Genomic DNA, 24,033 nt, shown 5'->3' with positions numbered 1-24,033 from the left:
CTAGAGGCTCTATAATTCACATATTGTTACTTTCTAATCCACATGTCCACAAAATGTTCTGTACAATCATTCTTCATATGTAGAGTGTTTAAATCATTCTGCTTCTGCCCATCTAAAATAAGATAGGGTTCTATAGAATCTTCGCCTCGATTGAACGTAATATGATAAACAGTGTCTTGAAAACGATAATGTACTTTGTAACTATCCCATTCTTTTTTCAGATGAGGAGTTAGATGTAGTTTCTCTCCCACACGATTGAGACCAAGCAATGTCTCTGTCAACAGCCGATACATCCACGATGCTGAACCTGTATACCACGTCCAGCCGCCTCGTCCGAGATGCTGAGGGTTTGTGTACACATCGGCAGCTACCACATAAGGCTCAACTTTGTAAATGGCAATAACTGCTGCTGTAGCCCCATGTTGTACCGGATTCAGTAAATCGAAAAGCTCCCATGCTTTATCTGTTTCTCCCATCATAGCAAAAGCCAACGCTGTCCAGATGGCTGCGTGAGTATATTGCCCTCCATTTTCACGGACTCCCGGAATATATCCTTTTATATAACCCGGATTTAGAGATGATTTATCAAATGAAGGTGTAAACAATCGGATAAGTTTGGCTTCTCTTTCGACTAGCTGCATATCAACTTGCTTCATAGCCATTGCCGAACGCTCCTTATCTCCTGCACCACTAATTACCGACCAACTTTGAGCAATAGAATCAATCCGGCACTCTTCATTCAAGACAGAACCGAGAGGACTACCGTCATCAAAAAAGGCTCGACGATACCATTTGCCATCCCAAGCATGTAACCTGATGTTTTTTTGCAATTCTTTTGCTTGATTTACACAGTACTGAGCAAAAGATTCATCATTGCGAAGCCTTGCCACATCCGAAAACTTGATTAATACATCGTACAAAAAGAAACCAAGCCAAACGCTTTCACCTTTCCCTTCTTTTCCTACCAGATTCATACCATCGTTCCAATCACCGCATCCCATGAGAGGTAAACCATGTACGCCGAATTTAAGACCGTACTTAATACTTCTCACGCAATGCTCGTAAAGGGATGCTGATTCGGCTGAATGATTGGGCTGATCGTAATATGATTCTTCGTCTGCCCGTAGCTCCCGACCTTCGATAAACGATACAATCTCACCTAAAATGTCATTATCCCCAACACTCGAAATATATTGACATACAACATAAGGCAACCACAAATAATCGTCCGAAAAATGCGTTCGAACCCCTCTGTTCATCGGAGGATGCCACCAATGTTGCACATCGCCTTCGGTAAATTGATGCGCGGCTGCACGAAGTATTTGCTTTCGGGTTATATCGGGTTCAACATGAACCAGAGCCATTACATCTTGCAACTGATCGCGGAAACCATAAGCTCCTCCCGATTGGTAGAATCCTGAACGTGCCCAAATACGGCTACTCAATGTTTGATATAGCAACCAACCGTTAGCCATTACATTGACAGTAGAATCAGGAGTATCTACTTTGATTCCACCAAGTGTTTGATTCCAATAATTACGAACATTATCCAATGTTTGTCGTGAAGATCCTATTTGTCGATAACGACGGACTAATTGTTTCATCTCCTCTTTATTCTGAGCAAAACCTAATTTGAAGCGAGTTTCTTTGGTTTTTCCTTCTGCTAAATCAAAAACAACTTGAACAGCTCCACAAGCATCAATGCCTGCTCCTGTTTTTCCTGATAGACGAGTATGCTTCATCGCATCAGGATCAGATAAACTTCCATTTTGTCCAATAAATTCTTTTCGGTCGCCTGTCACTGTTCGGGACTCATTGACATCTATAAAAGCAATCTTTCCTGCGAAATCTGAGTTATAAAAATTATGAGCAAAAAGCACTCCTGTTTCTATATCGACTTCTGTCTGAGTATGTAAAAGGCTTTTAGATTTTTTCTCTGCCAATATCCATTCATAATAGCCGGTAACAGATAAGTTCCGCGGACGATTGGATAGATTCTTTATTTTTAAGATTGTGAATTTTATTGATGTGTCCAAAGCTACATACATCCATAATTCTGATTCTATTTCATTTTCAGTATGCTCAAAAACAGTGTAGCCAAAACCATGTCGAATAACATAAGGGGTATTTCCTCTTGCGGGATAAGGTGTTGGTGACCAGTATTGTCCTGTTTCTTCGTCGCGAATATAAAAGGCTTCACCTGATGAATCCTGTATTGTATCGTTATGCCAAGGTGTAATACGGAATTCATGTGCATTTTCGCCCCAGGTATAAGCACTTCCACTCTCAGATACTACCGTTCCAAAATGTTCATTTGCCAATACATTGCACCAAGGAGCCGGTGTCGATTCTCCCGGTTTTAATGTAATAATATATTCCTGCCCATCGGGAGAAAATCCACCGATACCATTTGAAAGAATAACATCATTGGGTACAAAGCTTGTTATACTCACCTCTTCGATAGCATGTATTGGTTTTAATATCGGAGTTTGAACATCCGTAGTTAACTTACCTTCCATTTGGTCGAATAATGTTCCTTGCTCATCATCGATTACAATTCGGGCAACAGACTGAAGGAGTAATATATCTTCGTGGGGCATATGCTCTACACGTCGAACAAAAATGCCACCTTGCTTTTCTAAGAATGTAGCTTCTACGCCACTATGTATCAGGCTTATTATCTCATCATACAACGATTGGCGATACACTGATGTATCTTCGTTCAATATAACAAGGTCGATCACTAAACCTTTCATCCGCCAGTAAGCATGCGCCAAAACCAATTGACGCACCAGTTCTATATTTGTTATATCCTTTATTCGTAATAACACTAACGGAATATCACCCGAAATGCCATAGCTCCACAATCCGCTTTGTCCGCGTTTGTTATGTTTTATAGTATTTGGATCTGTCCTGAACAAAGGATTTGCATAAACCAAAGATCCTGCCATTTTCGCAAAAACCTGAGCTTCGGTCTCGGTGATATTAAGTTGGTAAAGAACCACCTGACTGTGAGTCCATGCCAATTCGAAAGCACGATCTGTCATACGAATATTCTGGTATTTATCCGATAGGGACAATGCTCCTAAATGGGTTTCGGACATACCTAGTAGTACATATACTTTTACACTCTTTCGGGCCGGGATAACAATCGACCGTCGCAATGCAATACAAGGGTCAAGAACAGAACCCTCACTATTTGATAACGTTCCGGATTGCCTCATTGCCGAAGGCTTTGCCAATGAATGTCCACGACCAACAAAAGAAGCCCTGTCAGTTTCGCACGAAACGTCATTTTCCTGATCTTGCCCGGATAACAGCAAATGCAGCAAGTATGGTGGGGCTTCCTCCTGCGAACGGGGACGACGGGTACACAATATGGATGAGGCTGCTGCATTGAATTCGGTTTGTACAAACAAGTTATTGAAAGCGGGGTGTGCTTCATCTGCATCTTGTGATGATATAACTACTTCGCTGTATGTAGTCAGTTCTATTCTCCGTGACTTATTGGTATGGTTGGTTAAGGTTATTCGCCTCAGTTCCAAGTCATCTTCGGGTGAAACACAGATGGTTGTTCCTACTTCTAATTTAGAATGTTGTTGTTTAAATTCGGCATAAGCCTGAGTGAATTTTACGCTGTAATCATCAGAAGAACTTGGTATCGGTTGGTTTCCAATCGACCAGTATTCTCCTGTATCAACATCGCACAAATAAACAAACAAGCCATGACAACCTGCGGTTGCATCTTCACGCCAACGGGTGACAGCTAAATTATTCCATCGGCTGTAGCCTCCACCACTGTTATTTATCATTACCTGATAACGTCCGTTAGATAGCAAGTTGATTTCGGGTGGTATGTTTTTATTATCGAAAACTCGAGTATAACTTACACTGTTAGATAATAACGGATTAGTCCCTTCGATCTCAAATTTAGAGTCATCCGATATAACATCGATCTTTATATTATGAGGATTTTTTTCCTGTAATAAAGGCTCAAAAGCCTTAATCATCGGGCAAGACATAAAACGCTCCTGCATCTTATTTCCTTTCATTATGTTGGATATCGATACAAGTCCCATACCTTGATGATGTGCCATATAGGAGTGAACAGCTATGCTTGTTTCATTTAACGGCAGATGCGATGGTGTATAATCCACAGCCTCGTAATAACCATACATGCCTTCAAAGCCGTCATCAGTAAGGCGTTCCAAGTTTTCGCACGCTTGTCGCGAATTAACCATCAGAGCCAGAAGAGTGGCATAAGGTGCAATCACCAGATCTTTTGACAGACCTCGCTTCAATCCTAAACTTGGTATCCCGAAAGCTTTATATTGATAATTGAATTGAGTATCAGTACGATTTAATCCTGATTCTGAAATTCCCCAAGGAATATTGAATTTTTTACCGTATTCGATTTGCTCATAGATTACTCCTTTGTAGGTTTGGTCGAGCAATGTTTGCTCATAATTTGGCATAACCAGCAGTGGCATCAGATATTCGAACATAGAACCGCTCCATGAAACCAATATCGGTTTTCCCTGCGAAAAAATAAGTAATCTGCTGAGCGAAAACCAATGCTCTAACGGAATTTGTCCTTGGGCTATAGCTACATAACTGCATAGGCGCGCTTCGGAAGCTAGCATATCGTACGAACCTTGATCCATCCGTTGTTCGATGACATTATATCCGATCGAGAATAACTTCTTTACCGGATCATACAAAAAGGCAAAATCCATTTTGGCAAAACTATCACTTTGCTGTGCCAGAACATTGACAATACGTATTCTTTGTTTTGCATTCTTTATTGCATCCTTCATACAAGCCTGCCATTGTGTTAAGTATTTTATTTCTCTATCGGCTGATAAATTATCTTTGCTGGACAATTGCTCTAATACAGATTGAATTTGTGAACAAATACCGGTAGTTTCTAAATTGGCTATTTGTGTTAACGTAGGCACATAATCTAAAGCTTCCAGTGCAGATATTATATGATTCATCTGTACATCTGCAATACTTTCTTCCGATCTTTCAACAGGAACAGAAAGTGATATGGCAAGCCAAGGGGCAAGAAAAAGCATTTCATCAACATATTCCTTGCAGTTTTTCTTTAATACCGCACCCCATGAGTTCAGTATGGCATCGTCGGATGATAAAGTATTATTGATCTGTCCGATTTGTTGTTCTGCCGATTTTAAAAGGGCAAACGCAGCAGTTAATGTTTCGGGCAAAGGCTTAGACAATTCCTTTTCGAATAAAATCAAAGCCTTGTTTTTGCAGTCAATGTTTCTCATTGTCTGTACAGTGTCAAGCATCCCTTCGAAAATAACAGGCTTGTAAATATTGTCTTTTTCTAATTCCCTTAGCCCTTGGGTGAGTGTAAGCAAATGCCCTGCCAGATTACCACTATCTACACTCGAAACATACAGCGGGAACATAGGCTCAAGTGTTTCAGTATTATACCAATTATACAGATGCCCCCTGTGTTTTTGCAGTTTTGTCATAGTATCAAAGGTCAGCTTAGTTCGCTCTACAAACTTTCCGGCTGTCAGGTATCCTAAATCAAAAGCGGATAAATTGGCTAATAACGACAGACCTATATTGGTAGGAGAAGTCCGGGAAGCAATAGCAGGATTAGGTGTTTCCTGAAAATTGTCGGGTGCTAACCAATTCTCTTTTTCATTAACGAAAACTTCGAAAAAATGCCAGGTTTTACGGGCTATACGGTGTAATAGAAGATCTTGCTCATTTGTTATTTTAGATATTTTGGGGATTATAGGACAACTTGCACGCCATGCGATATATGGAGCAATTATCCATATAAATAAAAACGGAGAAACGTATAGTAAGATCGGGTTGTATATACCTAACGATATTCCGCACAGAATAGCCATTACAGGCGAAAACCACATCCTGTTATAGAATCCCGATAGTGTATTAACTGCTTTTTTCTCTACATCGGCAGAGGTTTGCCATTGCATCAGATGTTTATGAGATATAGTCAGTCGCCAAAGAGTGACAATAATTGCTTTTACACAGAGATAGGCTTCGTATGGGAGAACAACTAATGCAAATAGAACCTGCTTGAATTGATGCATGCTTTTTTCTAAGACCTCCCATAAATGGAGTTTCCACGATTGGTCTTTTGCTTTGCGTAAAGAGCTGGTTGTATTCTCCAATACAAAAGGGAGAACGGTAATGAGAAGTATCAACAATAGACCTGACCAAAGTTTTTGAGGAAACAATATGGCAAATCCGATCAAGAATAACAATGTTGCAGGCGAGACTATACTTCGGCGTAAATTATCAAGTATTTTCCATTTGCTTAAACTCGAAATAGGATTTTTGGAAAAACCTTTACCCGAATTAGGAACGCAAGGCAATACCCATTGTAAGATTTGCCAGTCTCCCCGTATCCAACGAAAACGACGGTTTGCATCCATATTATAACCCGGGGGAAATGATTCGGAAACTTCTATATCGCTAACAAGTCCGGAGCGTATATAGGATGACTCCAACAAATCGTGGCTAAGTATTTTGTTCTCAGGAAAACGGTTGTTTAAGCTGGTTTCAAAAGTATCTACATCATAAATACCTTTACCCATATAAGAACCTTCGTGAAACACATCCTGATAGACATCGGATACGGTTCGGGTGTAAATGTCAATACCCGAATCGCCTGTAAACAAGCGTGAGAAAGGGGAACATTGACTGCTTACAAGATTGGACGAAACACGGGGTTGAAGAATACCATAACCCCTGACTACAACATTTCGTTTCACATCAAGTTCTGCCTGATTCAGTGGGTGAGCCATTGTTCCTATCAGTTTATGAGCGGTGTCGGGAGACAATTGTGTGTCTGCATCTAAGGTTATCACATACTTAAAGCTCGGCAATATAGATCGGTCTCCTTCAATGTGCGAGAAGCAATTGTTTTCCTTCCCTCTTAGTAGTGAATTAAATTCCATTAGCTTACCCCTTTTCCGCTCATAGCCCATCCACGTTTTTTCTTTCAGATTCCATTGACGAGGTCGATGAAACAAATAGAACAGAGTGCCGTTATCAATCTTGTACTTTTTATTGAGATTTTCAATTCCCAAACGTGCCAGATTGAGCAAAAGATCATCGGAGGCCTCTTTCTCTTTAGGAGCATCCGGAAAGTCTGTCAATAATCCAAAATGAAGATTGGTATTTCTATTCGACAGATAATGAAGTTCCAATTGGGAAATTAAACTATCAACATTTTCCTCATTTGAAATGATGGTTGGAATAACCACCATTGTGCGGCATTCAGTCGGTATTGATTTGGAAAAATCAAGTCGGGGCAGAATATCCGGTTTTGCAAAAAGAGTAATTATCCAATTGACAAAAAATATAGCAAATTGGTTAATGAAAATAAAGAAAAGGAACGATAAGATTATAAAATGCCAATGTGTTATTGATATTTCTTTGGATTGGAAAATAGAAACAAATAGGATAAATCCAAGTATAGATATTATAGCTATAGATCCGGCATAAATAGCTAAAGGAACACCTCTGAATACATTTTTTATTCTTGTAGTGATAGTCTTTTTTACATCAATTTCTTTGTTGAGTAAATATTTTCCATTACCTATTAAAAAATAGCCCACATGAGCTTGTTGTGTGCCTGTATCTTTATACAATTGGGTTAATGTAATTGCAGATTGAGCGATTTCAATCTCTGATCTAAGACTGTTTTGTGCTAATGATTCTATAATATGTCGATAATGATCACGAGTATTAAAGTCCATAGATCCATAAATTCCAGCTGGATCTTTAAGTAAAATTTGCTCTACAATACTTTGTCTTTCAACAAATATTTTCCAGTCGGTTGTATTTATAAACCGGAGACTATTTATGATATGACTGACAGATAATTGATTTACTGCCTGATTTTGATTTTCCTGATAAATCAGCTCGTCTATGAAAAGTCCATCTTCCGCCAGTTTTTGTTCGAGCCAATTGCGGGCTATTTGTAATGCCGAATTTTGAGACGATAACCGTTGACTGAATTCTGAGACAAAAGAACCGGATGTCGGGATATCGGAATGTGCCATATCAGCTACTATCTCAATCAATTTAGAGGGCTTTTTGAGAGCAATATCCTCCAGCTTGTCGACCCACATTTTTGCTATATCGCGATGTTTCGTATTTAACTGTAATCGAGTTGCAATACGTTGCAAATTTTCGATTAACGCTAACCGTAACATAATAGGGATTGCCCAGAGCTCTCCTATCTTGAGGGCAGATTTTATTTGGTATGCCTTATAAAAAGCAGAAAGTGATTCTATATCAATCTGAGAATCTGTATGGGAGATGAGTTCTATGACTGAAGAATATATACGGGGTATCCCTTTATATTCACCTTTCAAGAGGCAAGGAAGTTCTTGGTTATATTCCTTGGGGTAGTGATGTCGGGCTAATAAAATATGCTCTTCAATTAAATAGAAATTGTCAATCATCCATTCGATAGCGGGAGTTACATAACTTCGATTGCTGCTTGTTAACATTTCATTATTGAAATCGTGCAGAATAACATCATTATAATCTAATTGCTCTCGCAGATAATTACTCTGTGTACTCCCTGTTGCCTGATGATCCTCTCCAAGTGCTTTCGAATACTCTGCCAACTGTTCTGTATTAAACAATTCACCGTAAAAAGGTTTATTATTGACTTTGTGTTGGGATTTCTTATAACCTCTAAAATCTAACATATTTGTTTCTTCTGTTTATTTTAAAGGTATGCCGATTTATGGGAATTTGTGTTACATAACATTTTCAATAAGTTACATAATTCATAGATAAAGCCATGAAAACGGTTGAAACTATTAATTATGTAACTTATAGTTTTAATTATGTAATATATTTTCGATAAGAAATCCTGATCTTGAAAAAGTATTTAAAACAAAAAAACTATGTCAAAAGAACAAAAAGGAAAAGATAGAGCAGACAGAAAAGCTCCTCAAAAGAATTTAAAAGAGAAACGAGCGGATAAGGCTAATAAGCGAGCAGAAAAGAATCGCAAAGGGTTGGATGACTTGAAAAAATAACGATTAAAGTTTGGGCTTTATACTAGGTAGGAGTGAATATATCCTAAGGAGAAGAAACTGACTATAATTCAATGTCTTGTGCTTTTAAAAAATTACTTATACTAAATGCTTAATATACTGATGTTAACGCAAAATATTAATATGTTGTAATTTGCTCTATTTTTCAGAGCAAATTTTTCAGATATATTTGGTAACTATTATACTTCTTCGTTTTGCACCATTTTGCTAACTGTAACTCTAAGCAAATGTATATGTTTTGATATTTATTAACGATATGATTCTTAGATATGCTCTGATTTACGTTTTATTGACCTTACACACAGGAAGACATATAGAAAACTTTTATCAGCTATTAATCAGTAGATTACATAGCCTTCATTTCTCGATAGGTAACGATTTAGAAACCAGCTTGTCTCTTCGATTTGCTTAATTTCTTAACTATATTAAAGAGCAACTTATCTTTTATAAAGATAGATAATAACTCTCAAATTTCCCCCAATTTCATAATGTTTTATTTTTTCAGAATCTATATCTGCTCTGTTTTTTATCTATAATTTCAGATATAAGCGACACTTTTTATTGATCTCTGCGGCTCACAGAAAAAATAATTCCCTGTGTCTTGTAGAAAGTTTTTTTATTTTAGTCATTGAAACAACCATAATCTATGGATAACCATAGTATAAAGAACCTACAAGATTTTTACCGAAAGATGGGTATTGAAGAAACATCTATTGGTGAGGCGAACGGTTTTACGATACACCGAGTACAGAAAAGCTTCAAAAATTTGCCTTACCGCTCAGAGCATTTCAGACCAAATTATTATAATTTTCTGTTCAGTAAAGATGGTGATGGAAGCTATACCATAGACGATCATGTATTTCCAGTCAATAACAGAACAGTATATTTTACTAATCAGGGAAACTTCCGTACATTTGAATGGATACGTCTTTCTGATGCCTATCTTATTACTTTTGATGAAACTTTTCTCAAAGAAAATACAGATAAGGATATCTTTGAGAAATTTCCTTATCTGCTAACAGAAACAGTACGTCCAGGCACTTTAACTCCTGATCAATTTGCTCGGGTAGAAAACCTATATAGACTGATCGAACAAGAATTTTTGTCACCGTCACCGTTTCAACATAAGGTTATCGGCAGCTTATTGATGAGTCTTCTTTGGATGATAAAAGAGTATTGTTATCTGGATTATAGCCCTATTTATGAAGGCAATAGAAGATCTCAGATCGTAAAGGATTTTAAGGTCAATGTAGAGCAATATTTTAAGGATATTCTTAACAGTAAAACAGGGCAATCGATGCGTGTACAGTATTTTGCAGAACTACAGTATTTACACGTAAATTACCTCTCCAATGTCATCAGCAATAAAACAGGCAAAACAATGTTGCACTGGATTAACGAAAAAGCCATTTCCACAGCCAGAATTCTATTACAAAATTCAACACTCAGTATTAAAGAAATTTCGTATAAGATGGGATTTTTGGAGAGTGCTCATTTCAGTAATTATTTCAAAAAGCAGACTGGAGAGAGTCCTGTAGCTTATCGAAAGCGAATGGTGAAGTAATTTTTTACTAATCTTTAAAATTCGCAATTCTTAGTTTGATTTTTGTATCAATTGGATATAGGAATTTGTTCATCTTTGTATTACAAAATTAAAGACAAATAGAGATGAGTACATTATCAGGTAAAACAGCCGTAGTAACCGGCTCTTCAAAAGGCATCGGAGCTGCCATTGCTCAAAAATTAGCGAAAGAAGGTGCCAAAGTCATTGTTAACTATAATGGCAACCAGGCTGCTGCCAATGCGGTAGTAGAAACAATTCTAGTCAATGGTGGTGAAGCTTTTGCTGTACAAGCGGATGTAAGTCGGAAAGAAGGAGTGATTCGCTTATTTGATGAGGCTATTGCTCAGTTTGGTCAAGTAGATACTTGGGTAAACAACGCAGGCGTGATGCTCAATGCCATGATCAAAGATTTGACTCAGGAACAATTTGAAAAATCTATCGATATTAACTTCAAAGGTGTATTTTATTCTTTGCAACAAGCTGCTACTAAATTAGCAGACAATGGAAGTATCATCAATCTTTCTTCTACTGTAACCAGAACGATATTTCCGACATACGGCATTTACTCTGCTACGAAAGCTGCTGTTGAACAACTATCACGTGTGTTTGCAAAAGAAATCGGACCGAGAGGTATAAATGTGAATTGCGTATTGCCTGGTCCTATCGCAACGGACTTATTTTTGACAGGAAAGTCGGAAGAATTAATTGCACAGATTGCCTCTACCAATGCTTTTAAACGTTTAGGGACACCAGAAGAAATCGCTCAAGTAGTGACTTTCCTTGCATCCGATGAAGCTAAATGGATTTCAGGACAGAGTATTGGTGCCAATGGAGGAATGGCCTAAGCTTTTTTCAGAACCATAGATATAGTATGACATGAAAGACTCAGAATGCACATTACCCAAAAAGTGTATCCATGTGATATAACTAATGAAAATCAAACCTCTTGTATAACTAAACTAATGATGCTAAATTTGTTATTCAAACAGGAAAAGAGCCATAACAATGAGTAATACTATATTATCTGTACTTGATCTTGCCTTGATTAACCAAGGGGATACTACACAGCAAGCTTTAGAGTCTGCTGCAGATTTGGCTGTGTATTTAGAACAATTAAATTATAAACGTATTTGGTTTGCCGAACATCATAACTCAATTTCAATAGCCAGTTCTGCTACAGCCTTGGTGATTGGTTATGTGGCAGGCAAAACCTCCTCGATAAGAGTAGGTGCAGGTGGTATTATGTTACCTAATCATTCACCGTTAGTAGTAGCCGAACAATTTGGCACTCTGGCTACACTATATCCAGATCGAATTGATCTGGGATTAGGTCGAGCCCCAGGTACAGACCAAGCGACGGCTTTTGCTCTTCGCAGGCAGAATATGAATGCACATTTTAATTTCAAAAGTGAAATAAAGGAGTTGCAAACATACTTTAGCAGAGATAATAGTTCGGCTAAAGTAAGAGCTATTCCCGCAGAAGGCGTAGATGTCCCAATTTGGATATTAGGCTCAAGTACTGATAGTGCCTATCTAGCGGCAGAACTTGGCCTTCCCTATGCGTTTGCAGCTCACTTCGCACCAGCACAACTGTACAATGCCATAGAAATTTATAAAAGAGAGTTTAAGCCTTCCCATGTATTGGCTAAACCTTATGTTACGGTAGCTGTAAACGTGATAGCTGCTAATACACAAGACGAAGCGACTCTATTGGCAAAGAGCCAACAGATGATGTTTCTTAATGTAGTTACTGGTCAGCAAAAATTATTACAGCCACCAACTGAACTTCCAGATATCTATTATCGTCCGGATGTAAATAGGGTTGTCGAAAATATGTTGACTTGTACTTTCAAAGGAACAAAGGAAACTTTAAAGCCTGAACTCAGTAAATTTATAAAAGAGTTAGGTCTTGATGAACTTATCGTAGCTAGTGCTATTTATGATAAACAGGCTAAGAAAAAATCATTTGCTATTCTCAAAGAAGTAATGGATTCGCTGTAAAATATGAAAAGAAGACAATAAAACAGGTCACTCCTAATAAAGTTGTATACTTTGGCTACCAGATACAAAGGGGGATTATTTAAATTTAGTTAGTAATAATTTCATCGACTATATCTTATTCACCTATTTCTTCTGTGAAGGGAAACAATTTTTATCCATTTTTACTGCGATATTCTATTGAATAATCAGTTCCTGTCTTTACTGTGTCATTCGTAAAGTTATATATTGTAAGGGCAGAGTTTATCAGCATCGTTTCAAATATAGAATCACTTAATGATATTTTCCTTATCTGTATTATCTTTCTTCTGATGTCCGTTTATATTGCTATTCTTGCTGTTACATTGTGAAAATATAAACGCTAAGAATAATAACAAAGTATACTTCATATCTATATTCTATTAAAACTACAAATATAAATCGATAAGAATGTCAGGTCCTTTATTATCGCTTTATAGAGATTAATATCTGGTTGTTCCTAATGCAGCATTAGATGGAAAGATTAAAGTTTTGGAGTTCATGATTAAGTAAATTTAATGAGTGTTTTTTTATTATCTCTTATAAAAGCGCTGCAAAATTATTGTTCCTTCCCTTAGTTTAAATTAAGTAGATACTATATATTGCTACAATTATGCATTGAATTTTATCAGGATATATCCCGATGAACATCATATCTTAGCCAAACAAGACCGGCTTCAAGCTGTTTTATATTTTTTAATTCTAGAGATTGTCCATTAGAAGGCAAATCATTATCGTTACCCTTGTATTCAAAAATTGAAGATATTCCTGATAACCCATCAATACCTGGATAGAGTAAAATACTTACTTCATCAATTAATCCAGCTTTTAAGAAAGCTCCATTTAAAACCCCTCCTCCCGTAAGCATGATACTCTTAATTCCAAATTCGGAATACAAAATTGACATTGCAAGCTTTAGATCATTACCATCCTTTCCTGCAAACAAGTAAGATATACCAATACTCCTAAGATAAGCCAAATAATCTTCAGGTACGGATTCACCTAAAATCAAAATAATGTTATCCCCTTCAAACTTATTGATGGGAAAGAATACTTTGCCTTTTGAATCAAAGATTACACAAAATCGTTTACTACTTTTTTCTCCTACAAACACAGATCGATCTTCTGCCGGAATATTCGTATCAGATTTAAAAACTTCAGTCAATCCCATTGCCTGAACAGTCGCTCGCCCAATCATCCAAGCGTCCGACATCATTTTTTTATCTAAATCTAGATAAACATCCAAAGCCAAATCCTGATTATCCGTATTATAGAGTTTACTGTAACGTTCGATCTGCAGCCTGCCATCAATAGAACTAATCATATGGCAAATTATTTGAGGTCTCATAATAATCTATTGTATTTTTTATAATTAAAGAAAAATATCAAACTCTCCAAACTGGATAAACAATTTTAGATAAAATATCTTTTAGATTTCCCTGAACTTTATTTATCCTTAAATTTGATTATATATAAGAACAAATATAATTCATTTAACTGATATTCTTTTTGACATTTACTCTTTTTTGTTTACTTAACAAACCATTGTATTATAATATTACCCAATAATTTCAGATACAAAAAGAGACACAACCTTATTTAATTCTCAAGTTCTTTTTCTATAGCTCTATATTTGAATACGCTCATTATTGTATTTAATAAAATTAGGGTTATACCATCTTTCACTTTGGTATAACCCTGACTGTCTATGTAGAGAATATATAGATATATATTTTTTTTAATACGATTTTATTTTAAAGTTTTACTTTTTTTGCTTTTCCGTTATATGTAATTTTTTTAGTGAACTTATCGGATTGTTGACTTCCGATTCCATTTTTAGCATCAACTAAGATCAGATTGAATGTTCGGGATTTAAGCATGCCGGGAAACGCTCCATTCCGATCTCCAATGGTTAATGTTTGTGTGGCATCATTCCACTCAAATTTAATGGTGCTATACAGGCCTTTTTCATAATTATAATTATCATTTTCATCTTCATACATCACAAATTCACCATCTGTTCCCGGATAGATTCGCACTTCGAGGTTATCCCAATTCTTCTGAGTAGAATATTGTACTTTGGGTCCGAATGGAACAATAGATCCTGCACGTATATATAGGGGAATAATATCTATTGGTACTTCTTTTTGGATTGTTTGCCCTCCATTAAGAGTCTCTCCCGTCCAAAAGTCAAACCATTTCGAGCCTTCAGGTAAATACACGTTCTGTGTTTTTATTGTACTGAAATTTTCTTTTGGATTTTTCCATTTGTTTTCTGTACTTGATACGTACATCGGATCAGTGACAGGAGCGACCAAAAATGATTTTCCAAACATATATTGATTTCCAATATTGTGAACATTTGTATCGGTATTAAAATCCATATATAAGGCACGCATCATCGAACTCGCATTATTCGTTACCTGCCATGCTGTTGAATAGATATAAGGTAATAGTGCATAACGAAGATTTATATATTTTTCTTCCGAATCGTAAGACCAATCCCCTTTTTTACCCAGATTGTAAATTTCTTTTGATACTCCACTTCCGTGAGAGCGTTGCATCGTCGTAAATGTTGCATACTGGAACCAACGCGTGTACAGTTCCTGATAAGCTTTATTGGCAACCTCTCCTTCATAATCCCAAAGAAAGAACCCACCAATATCAGTGTTCCAATAAGGAATGCCGGTAAGAGAGAAATTCAAACCTGTAGGAACTTGCTTTTTTAAGACTTCCCAAGTTGAGCGGATATCACCTGACCATATATTGGTTGCGTAGCGTTGTTGTCCTGCAAAAGCGCTGCGGGTTAGTAACAAGGCCCGTTTATCTGAAGTGTAATTGCGTTGGTTTTCATAAACACCTTTATTAGCCATTAATGGATAGGCATTTACAACACTCCGGTAAGTACCCATAGCCGTCGGAATATCAAAATCTTTGTCTTCCGCATCCAAATGATCCGGCTCGGTAGAATCTGTCCACCATCCATCAATCCCTTTACTTGTCAGCCCTTTGTTAAGATAATCGGTAAAAAGTTTTCGAGCTTTCGGATTATAAACATCGTAAGCCCGAACCCCTCCATTTCGTGGCCATGTAATGAAGTCGAACAGAGCATTCATAGCTTTCAAGTCTTTATATTGCTTGGTGTCTTGTCCGAATGATGCCCAGATAGAGATCATGATTTTAGCATTTTTTTCATGTATATGGTCTATCATTTTTTGAGGCTCCGGAAATTCCGGATTATCGAAATTCATAGAGTTCCAGTTTGAGTCCGGTCCCCAGTATTGCCAGTCTTGGATAATACAATCCAAAGGAACCCCCAACTCCCTGTATTTATCGACTACTTCCATCGTTTCCTTTTGTGATTTATATCGTTCGCGAGATTGGAAAAAACCATAAGACCAAAGCGGGTACATTGGAGCTTGGCCTGTCAATTCCCGAATCTGGGCAATAACACCGTCCGCACTGGTTCCATACATAAAATAATAATCGATGCATTCACCTACCTCCGATTCAAAGGCCATTTCCTGAGGATTATCGGTAAACGTTGTCGGAGAGTAATTATCCCAAAACAACCCATATCCTTTAGTCGACTGTATAATAGGTATATAAGCGTATCCTCCTTCATGTTGCTTTTGACGCATATACATCTTCTGATTACGTTGGTTCATCTGACTTGTTTGTGTCTGCCCCAATCCGTAAATAGCTTCTTCTTTTTCCAACAAAAAAGCTTGACGTGGACTATAAGTTTGATTTCCGGCATCGGTAAACGGAGAGAATTGTGCGCCGTAATCTTTTTCTGTAAAGATTATTTTACCCTGCTTGTCCAGAAAAGATATTTTTCCTGTTTTTTTATTATAATTTACTTGTAGGTTATTACTTTCGATAACAATGATATCTCCCTGCTCATCCACAGATAATTCCACCTGATCAGGAGTCTTGATTACAGAGAGGCTCTTTTTGGTATAACTACTATTTTCGGGAGTTTTATAAACCCTGACACTATTGGGCGAATAGAACTCAATCTGTACATCTAATCCTTGTACATTGCTCTTTATTCCATGCAAGGAGCGTTGAAAGATTTGCCCACTTATGCTCATCCATGGAGAACATACTGTAATAGCCAATAACAATAGATTAGCTTTTGAGAAAAAAGGAACTTTCATGGTTATAATAAATTAAAAAATTAGTTATGACAAAACTATGCAGATCTTGTTAAAACTAGACAACAACCATGTTGAAACGGATAGTAATTATGTTGATTTTTTCATCTTTTCAGCGTATTCGGACGGGCGACAGCCATACATTTCCTGAAAACATTTACTCATATAACTCGAACTGCTGAATCCTACTTTTTCAGCAATGTCGGCAATGGTCAGTCCTCCTTCCTGAAGGAGTTGAGCTGCTTTTTGCAAACGTACATTGCGTATAAACAGGGATGGTGATTTATCTAATAAAGCAATCAGTTTACGATATAGTCCTGTGCGATCCATGCAAAGGTCGCGACTAAGCATTTCTACAGAATAGCTTGTGTCATTCAGGTTTTTTTCAACCAACTCCATCGCGCGAGTTAAAAATACAGTGTCAGATGCATCGAGATTATTGCCTTCAGGAATGGCTTTTTGGTGGTTATCTTTTGAAGAAGAAAATTTCTTCTCTTCTTCAAGCAAGTTATTTTGCTCTATCAGGTTTCGTATACGCAGTAAAAGTATTTCTTCCTTGTGTTGACGTTCCATCTTTTTACGAGTGTAATAAATATAAAGCCGGACACTCATTGAAACAATCAGAATAAAGAATAAACTGTAAAAAACATATGCTGCAGTAGTTTTCCACCAAGGTGCATCAATAGTTAGATTTATTTCCGTTACAGTACCATTCCATTCTTGACCGTTTGGTGATGCCATCACTTTGAATGTGTATTTTCCGTGGGGCAGGTTGGTATATGAAGCCAGAAGAATGCCCTCTGAATTAGCTTTAACTTCTCGCCAATCGTTATCAAGCCCTTCCAACCTGTAGCGATAATTTGTTTGGGAAGGATTCAAATAATTAACGGCAGAAAATTCAAATGTCAGAAAATTCTGGTTATAGGAAAGTTCCACGTTCTTTACATACGGTGTTGTTGTAGGCAAGATAACACGTCCTGCGTAAGTTTTTTGAGGCTCTACTACATTTCCGTACAAATAAAGATTCGTGAAAATTGGGCTGAAAGGTATTATAACGGAAGAGGTCTGCTCTGGGCGGAAGATATTAAACCCGTTGATGCCCCCAAAAAAGAGTGCACCATCAGAGGCTTCAAAAATCGCATTGTTAGTATATTCTCCGTTGAGTGTTCCATCGTAAGTATTGAAATTTATAAAATTAATTTTTTCTTTTGCAGAATCTACCTGAATATTAGATATACCATAACTGGTGGTTATCCAAAGGTTACCACTTCGGTCTTCTAATATAGCGTGGATAGAGTTATTGGCCAACCCGTTCTCTGTGTAAAAAGTCGATTCTTTGTGTCCTTCCGGTTTAAACAACTTTAAACCATCCTCGGTTCCTGCCCATGTCCATCCACGAACATCAGTATGTAAAGATGTATAGGTATTGCCTTTAAAAATATGTGATGGCTTTCGATCCAGATTTTCCGACACTTTTTTTGGTAATGCCGATAAAGTAACAGGCGTCATGTAATTTTTATCACTTAAAAAGTTATAAAGATAAATGCCCGAATTGGATTTTATATATATGTTTCCATCTCCACTTTCGGCAAAAGACTGTATAATAATTTCTTTTGTTGATAAATCAGGGAAATAAGTACGTCCGATATAGTTGAATTTATATCTTGCCGGATGGTGGTACAGTAAACCCTGGTTAAGAGTCCCTAACCATAAACCTCCTTGTTTATCATAAAAAAGTGTACTGATTTCAGTATTGATAATGCTTCCGTCAAAAGTTTTTAATACGGGCAAATATTCTTTTTCTCCATCCTGACAATTAATAATCCATATCCCGGTAGCACAACTTATATAAGCTGTTTTTTCCTTTATAACTAATGTATTAAGCGTATAATCTGTTTCGAGTATCTTCTTCCATGTGAGAAGTTGGGGATCAAAAAAGAAAAATCCCCCTTTGCTGCCATTGCGCAACTGATAGAATCCATTATCTGCGTGAATTATCAGAGATGTGCTGTTGTAATATGCTTGTTTATTCTTCGGGTATGCGGCTTTTCGGTACAATTCTTTTTTGGCTTTCAAGTCATAACATATTACTTGGCCGGAATTGTAAAACAAATACAAATTATTTTTGTCGGTTGCTAGATCTTGCAAATCACCTCTGTTTGCAGTAATATCAAACATTTTAAAATCGTCGTTCCATAATTTACCGGAACTAAGCATCCACAAACGTCCCGCAGAATCCATAAAGAAGTCGTCTACAGTTTGTGAAAGCCCTCTGTTTTTGAAATAAAGATCTATTTCTGCAATATACTTTTCCTGATGTAAGTCTACACACATTAATTTACGCGAGTCTTTTATCCAAAGTAGCGAATCTCCACCCTGATAAATTCGGTAAAATCCATTGTATTTGGATAGAGGATAGATGTCTTCAGGCATTCGGTGAATATATTTAAACTTTGCTCCGTCATATATATTCAGATTTCCACTTGTCGTGAAAACCAGACGTCCATCGGTAAGTTGTGAAATATAGCGAATCTGATTATCACTTAATCCATCTGATACATTAATCGGAGTGAATACAAAATTGCTTGCGTTGACAACACAGACTGTCAACAACATGAAAATAATTGTATTTAGAAGTCGATTCATTCCATAAAGATAAATGTTTGTGAGAAGAGAATCCAGTTTTTTGTAAAATTCACAAAAAATAATGTCCCACAAAGATTCCGTTGATGGCAGTTACCGCAGCCATACTTAGCATACCGAATAATGTCGGGATTAGCATCTTATAATACAAAGAACCGACATTATTCTTTCCAAAATCTAACGTTTTGTTGTCTTTTACCATCTTATTACCTATGCGAAAAGCTTGGTAAAATTACAAAGGTATCTTCTTTTCACACATGCTTTTTTATTTCCAAATTAGGTGTTTTTCGATACTCTCCTGCTGATTTTTAGTCAGAATAACTACCTTTACCGAAAATCACTTGATGGAGCGTACGGACAATAAGAATCATTCTTATGCCGGAGAATACAAACTAACCATATCCGACATGAAAGACTGTTGTGGCAAGCCTTTTGACACAGCAGGATGTTCTATTGTTCTTGTTCAACAAGGTTATGGGATTGTGAAAGTGAATAGCATGCAATTCCCTTTGAAGGAAGGAAGTATAGGTATTTTATTTTATAATGACAATGTTGTTTTTGAGAATGTATCCAACGGATTTAAGGCTGGGATTATATCATTACCATACAACCTTATAGAAGATATCGTTTATAAGGTAACGACAAGCAGATTATGGAATTTTATTGATGCCAATCCTTTCTTCCAAGCCAATGACCGACAGTTGTTTTTACTAAAAAACTGGTGGCAGCAAATGTCATGGACGATAAATCATTGCACCATTTCGTACCGGAAGGATATGCTAAAAAATCATATTCATAATTTGTTCATGGCAATCGATACGGAGCTCCAATTGTCAGGATTGGATGATTCACAGAGAGAAAGTAACAGGGCACGGATGTTGGTCAATCAATTCCTTGAACTGTTGGCAAAGCATCATTCCAATTACAGGGAGGTTCAGTTTTATGCTGATAAACTTTGTATTGCCACTTCCTACCTGTATAAAGTAACAAGCAGGGTTTTGGCTGCTTCTCCAAAAGAGTTGATTGATAAACAGGTCGTCGTTGCAATTAAAGAGATGCTCATTAATACCGATTTATCCGTAAAGAGTATCGCATCTGAATTACATTTCAAAGATCCTTCCTATATGTGTCGTTTTTTCACACGCATGACGGGAGTATCACCCATCAATTATCGAATTAAAACATAAATTTAAAATGAATAAGATTATATTAACTGGTGACCGTCCTACAGGTCGTTTACATTTAGGTCACTATGTTGGCTCCTTGAAGAGGCGGGTAGAACTTCAAAACTCGGGTGATTATGATAAGATTTATATTATGATTGCCGATGCCCAAGCACTTACCGATAACGCTGACAATCCGGAAAAGGTTCGTCAGAACATCATTGAAGTCGCTTTAGATTATCTCTCTTGCGGTATTGATCCAACCAAGAGTGTAATTTTCATTCAATCTCAGGTCCCCCAACTTTGTGAACTTTCGTTTTACTATATGAACCTTGTCTCTGTATCTCGTTTGCAAAGGAATCCTACTGTAAAATCGGAGATTCAGATGCGCAAGTTTGAGGGCAGTATTCCTGTGGGATTTTTCACTTATCCCATCAGTCAAGCTGCGGATATCACCGCTTTTAACGCCACGACTGTACCTGCAGGAGAAGACCAAGAACCTATGTTAGAGCAGGCACGTGAAATTGTGCGTCGTTTTAATAATGCTTACGGAAATACTCTCATTGAACCGGAAATCCTGCTCCCGGAAAATTCAGCTTGTTTGCGTTTGCCTGGAACTGATGGAAAAGCAAAAATGAGCAAATCTCTTGGCAATTGCATCTATCTTTCGGATAGTGAAGAAGATGTACGTAAAAGGGTGATGGCAATGTATACAGATCCCGAACATCTAAGGCTGGAAGATCCCGGAAAGGTTGAAGGGAATACGGTATTTACCTATCTTGAAGCTTTCTGTCGTTCCGAACATTTTATTGCCTACCTGCCGGAGTATGCAAACCTTGATGAACTAAAAGGTCATTACCGGCGTGGAGGTCTTGGAGATGTTAAAGTGAAGAAATTTCTTAATGCTGTATTGCAAGAAGAACTTACTCCTATACGCGCATGCAGAAAAGAGTTTGAGAAAAATATTCCTGATGTGTACCGGATACTTAAAGAGGGCAGTGAAATAGCTCGCGAAGTAGCAGCATCAACTCTCTCCAATGTTCGTAAGGCGATGCATATTGACTATTTCGAGGATAATGATTTGATTCAATCTCAATCTTTTAATTATGGAAAAGCCAGATAGTTATGGTCATATTATAGAGACTCTGACTAATTTGAAGATTGGTTATAGATGCCTGTTACATTCTCCCATTTTCAGTATGGAAGAGGGGGAGAATATCGCCCACCAACTGGGCGTAAAACCCAGCAAGTGCTTGTTTCTATGCAACAGACAACAAGAGTATTTTCTGTTAATGCTTCCCGGAGAAAAGAATGCTCCATTAAAAGAGATATCAAAACAGATCGACAGTTCCCATCTTTCTTTGACCTCAAAAGAAGAGATGGAAAAAATGATCAATACCCAGCCCGGTGCGGTCAGTCCGCTCAGTTTAATTTATGATAAAGAAAATAGAGTACAATTATTAATCGATGAAGATGTAATTCAGATGGATTATATTGCTTGTCATCCTTGTATCAATACATGTAGTTTGTCGATTAAAATGCAAGATATCTTAAAAATACTACTACCAGCAATAAATAAGGAGGATTATAGAATCATATTTAGTGACTAATAGTTTGTTATAATATTCATACATATGTGTACAGATAAAAATATTCCTTCATTATTTCAAACCTTCAGAAACCCTGAATTTATCAGAGTTGTGAGGTTTGGGTGATCAATTATTTCATGCTGAAATAGTGCCAAGGGTTAACTGTTTTTTACAGGTTTGGCTTCGCATAGCTTATTATTTTTCATTATCTGCGTACAGATAAGATGAGATATTTAATGAATAATTAAATATCTCATTTCTATCAAAGAAACGTTTAATTTCAATTTCTGCCGCCTCTGGGGAATCTGAAGCGTGAACGATATTCTCCTGTATACTAATCGAGAAATCGCCTCTTATCGTTCCTATTGAAGCATATTTTCCATCTGTACTTCCCGTTAAAGATCTAACAACGCTAATAACATCAATTCCAGTCCAGCATTGTATAATGACGGGACATCTTTTCATCGAATCTTTAGTCTGCTTAAAAAAAGGTTTATTTATCAGATGCCCATAATGAATATTCAAAATTTCATCACTAAGCTGCATCATTTTTATACCGACTAATTGTAACCCCTTCCGTTCAAAGCGCTGGATTATTTCACTTATCAATCCCCGTTGTATAGCAGAAGGTTTTAATATAACCAGAGTTTTCTCCATTATTCCTTTTTTATGTCATCCTCGTAAAACAAGGATGGTTTTATTAGATTCTACCAAGAATTTTCGAGAAACACTTGGTGCAAATATTCTTTCGAAAAGATTTCTTTTGCGGGTATTTAAACAGACAACTGTAATATTTTCTTTTTCTACATAATCATTTACAGCTTGAGGCACATCCGGAGATTCAATCAGCTTATAATCTATGTTTAGTTGCGGATACTCCTCTCTAAAATGCGTACAGATACTTTGTAATACTGTTTCTGTCCAAACTGCACTCTCTTCTTTATTAGCCATAATATTGTTGACATGCATTAATGTTATTTTAATGTCTTGATAAGAAATAAAATCATTAATGAGCGAATTGAATGAGTTCAAATCTTTTGTTAGAAGACTGGTTAAAAAAACCACATGCTTTATGTCTTTTGCTGAATTAATTGGAGAGCTTTCGGGAATAGCCAACACCGGAATATTAACCATCTCAATAACATCTGCAGTTACATTTCCCAATACGGATGATTGATTGTTATTTTTACCTTTTGTTCCTAAAATTAAAAGAAACGGTTTGTATTCTTTGACAAAAGATTCAATCTCTTCTTCGACAACCCCTTCTCTAAGAGAATAGGAATAATTGATCGAATCCCATTTTTCCGTAGCTATTTTATTATCAATTTCTACGCAAAGATCAAGCATCTGTTTTCTGGTTTTATTTAATAATCCCTCATGTGGACTCTCTTTTAAACTATCTGCGAATGGTATGTGCGACGGATAATATATATTATGATAAACATGAAGTATTTTAACTTTGGCATTGACCTCTTTGGCAATACTGAAAGCTATCTGGCAGGCCTTTAATGAATAATCTGAAAAATCCACTGCAACAAGAATCCGTTTGCGCCCGTCATCGATTGCCTGCGTGGATTTGTCATCATAATTAAACAGACGATTTTCTTCAATAATGTTTAGGGCCTTTGACAGGTCAATATTTCGAACCTTAACAGAATACCTGTCGGAGACAGACAATCCGGAAACAGGGTGCTCAATCTTCTCTAAAGATACTGTTATCCCGTAACTTTCAAGAACGTTCTTTAAAACTTTGGCCTTGCCGACAGTATGTATTGCCAAGGTAAGCAGTTCATCATTCATAATAAGATTATA

Annotated in this window: 14 protein-coding genes; 7 read left to right on the top strand and 7 right to left on the bottom strand. The window is 36.9% G+C overall.

The window, feature by feature from the left end:
• Window positions 1–26: 26 nt before the first annotated feature.
• A complete protein-coding gene (locus BGC7_RS11925) occupies window positions 27–8,732 on the bottom strand; it encodes a GH36-type glycosyl hydrolase domain-containing protein (protein ID WP_050701828.1) in 8,706 nt (2,901 codons plus the stop codon).
• A gap of 201 nt (window positions 8,733–8,933) precedes the next feature.
• Between BGC7_RS11925 and BGC7_RS18190 the strand changes: the two genes are divergently transcribed.
• From BGC7_RS18190 to BGC7_RS11910, 4 genes are all read left to right on the top strand, one after another.
• Window positions 8,934–9,068: a hypothetical protein gene (locus BGC7_RS18190; RefSeq protein ID WP_255351472.1), complete on the top strand. Its 135-nt coding sequence runs from the start codon at window positions 8,934–8,936 to the stop codon at window positions 9,066–9,068.
• Between the two features lie 664 nt (window positions 9,069–9,732).
• The gene (locus BGC7_RS11920; RefSeq protein ID WP_050701827.1) at window positions 9,733–10,650 is read left to right on the top strand and encodes an AraC family transcriptional regulator; all 918 of its coding nucleotides are present in this window, start codon (window positions 9,733–9,735) and stop codon (window positions 10,648–10,650) included.
• Between the two features lie 104 nt (window positions 10,651–10,754).
• Complete coding sequence (locus tag BGC7_RS11915) at window positions 10,755–11,495, top strand: glucose 1-dehydrogenase (protein WP_050701826.1); 741 nt, start codon at window positions 10,755–10,757, stop codon at window positions 11,493–11,495.
• 160 nt (window positions 11,496–11,655) lie between these two features.
• The gene (locus tag BGC7_RS11910; RefSeq protein ID WP_050701825.1) at window positions 11,656–12,651 is read left to right on the top strand and encodes an LLM class flavin-dependent oxidoreductase; all 996 of its coding nucleotides are present in this window, start codon (window positions 11,656–11,658) and stop codon (window positions 12,649–12,651) included.
• A gap of 643 nt (window positions 12,652–13,294) precedes the next feature.
• Here BGC7_RS11910 and BGC7_RS11905 read toward each other — a convergent pair.
• The 4 genes from BGC7_RS11905 to BGC7_RS17900 form a co-directional block, all read right to left on the bottom strand.
• Window positions 13,295–14,014 (bottom strand): dihydrofolate reductase family protein, encoded by a 720-nt coding sequence (locus tag BGC7_RS11905; RefSeq protein WP_082206694.1) that lies wholly within the window; start codon window positions 14,012–14,014, stop codon window positions 13,295–13,297.
• Between the two features lie 406 nt (window positions 14,015–14,420).
• Window positions 14,421–16,829, bottom strand: a complete 2,409-nt coding sequence (locus BGC7_RS11900) for a TIM-barrel domain-containing protein (protein WP_050701823.1) — start codon at window positions 16,827–16,829, stop codon at window positions 14,421–14,423.
• Between the two features lie 87 nt (window positions 16,830–16,916).
• Window positions 16,917–19,472, bottom strand: coding sequence for a ligand-binding sensor domain-containing protein (locus BGC7_RS11895; RefSeq protein ID WP_050701822.1), 2,556 nt, complete (start codon window positions 19,470–19,472; stop codon window positions 16,917–16,919).
• Between the two features lie 49 nt (window positions 19,473–19,521).
• The gene (locus tag BGC7_RS17900) at window positions 19,522–19,671 is read right to left on the bottom strand and encodes a hypothetical protein (protein ID WP_157258710.1); all 150 of its coding nucleotides are present in this window, start codon (window positions 19,669–19,671) and stop codon (window positions 19,522–19,524) included.
• Between the two features lie 142 nt (window positions 19,672–19,813).
• Between BGC7_RS17900 and BGC7_RS11890 the strand changes: the two genes are divergently transcribed.
• The 3 genes from BGC7_RS11890 to BGC7_RS11880 are packed head-to-tail and all read left to right on the top strand — an operon-like array spanning window position 19,814 to window position 22,242.
• Window positions 19,814–20,656, top strand: coding sequence for a helix-turn-helix domain-containing protein (locus BGC7_RS11890; RefSeq protein WP_050701821.1), 843 nt, complete (start codon window positions 19,814–19,816; stop codon window positions 20,654–20,656).
• Between the two features lie 7 nt (window positions 20,657–20,663).
• Window positions 20,664–21,755, top strand: coding sequence for a tryptophan--tRNA ligase (gene trpS, locus BGC7_RS11885; protein ID WP_050701820.1), 1,092 nt, complete (start codon window positions 20,664–20,666; stop codon window positions 21,753–21,755).
• Window positions 21,739–22,242 (top strand): prolyl-tRNA synthetase associated domain-containing protein, encoded by a 504-nt coding sequence (locus BGC7_RS11880; protein ID WP_050701819.1) that lies wholly within the window; start codon window positions 21,739–21,741, stop codon window positions 22,240–22,242. Before trpS ends, BGC7_RS11880 begins: the two co-directional genes overlap by 17 nt.
• Window positions 22,243–22,416: 174 nt before the next feature.
• On the opposite strand, the gene ndk is transcribed toward BGC7_RS11880, so the two are convergent.
• Together ndk and BGC7_RS11870 are read right to left on the bottom strand one after the other, a co-directional pair.
• Window positions 22,417–22,878, bottom strand: coding sequence for a nucleoside-diphosphate kinase (gene ndk / locus BGC7_RS11875; RefSeq protein WP_050701818.1), 462 nt, complete (start codon window positions 22,876–22,878; stop codon window positions 22,417–22,419).
• 15 nt (window positions 22,879–22,893) lie between these two features.
• On the bottom strand, window positions 22,894–24,021 hold the full coding sequence (locus BGC7_RS11870; RefSeq protein WP_050701817.1) for a universal stress protein: 1,128 nt from the start codon (window positions 24,019–24,021) through the stop codon (window positions 22,894–22,896).
• Window positions 24,022–24,033: the final 12 nt, after the last annotated feature.

The sequence above is a fragment of the Dysgonomonas sp. BGC7 genome, assembly GCF_001261735.1.
Classification (GTDB): domain Bacteria; phylum Bacteroidota; class Bacteroidia; order Bacteroidales; family Dysgonomonadaceae; genus Dysgonomonas.
This window is presented reverse-complemented; position numbering and strand designations above follow the sequence as displayed.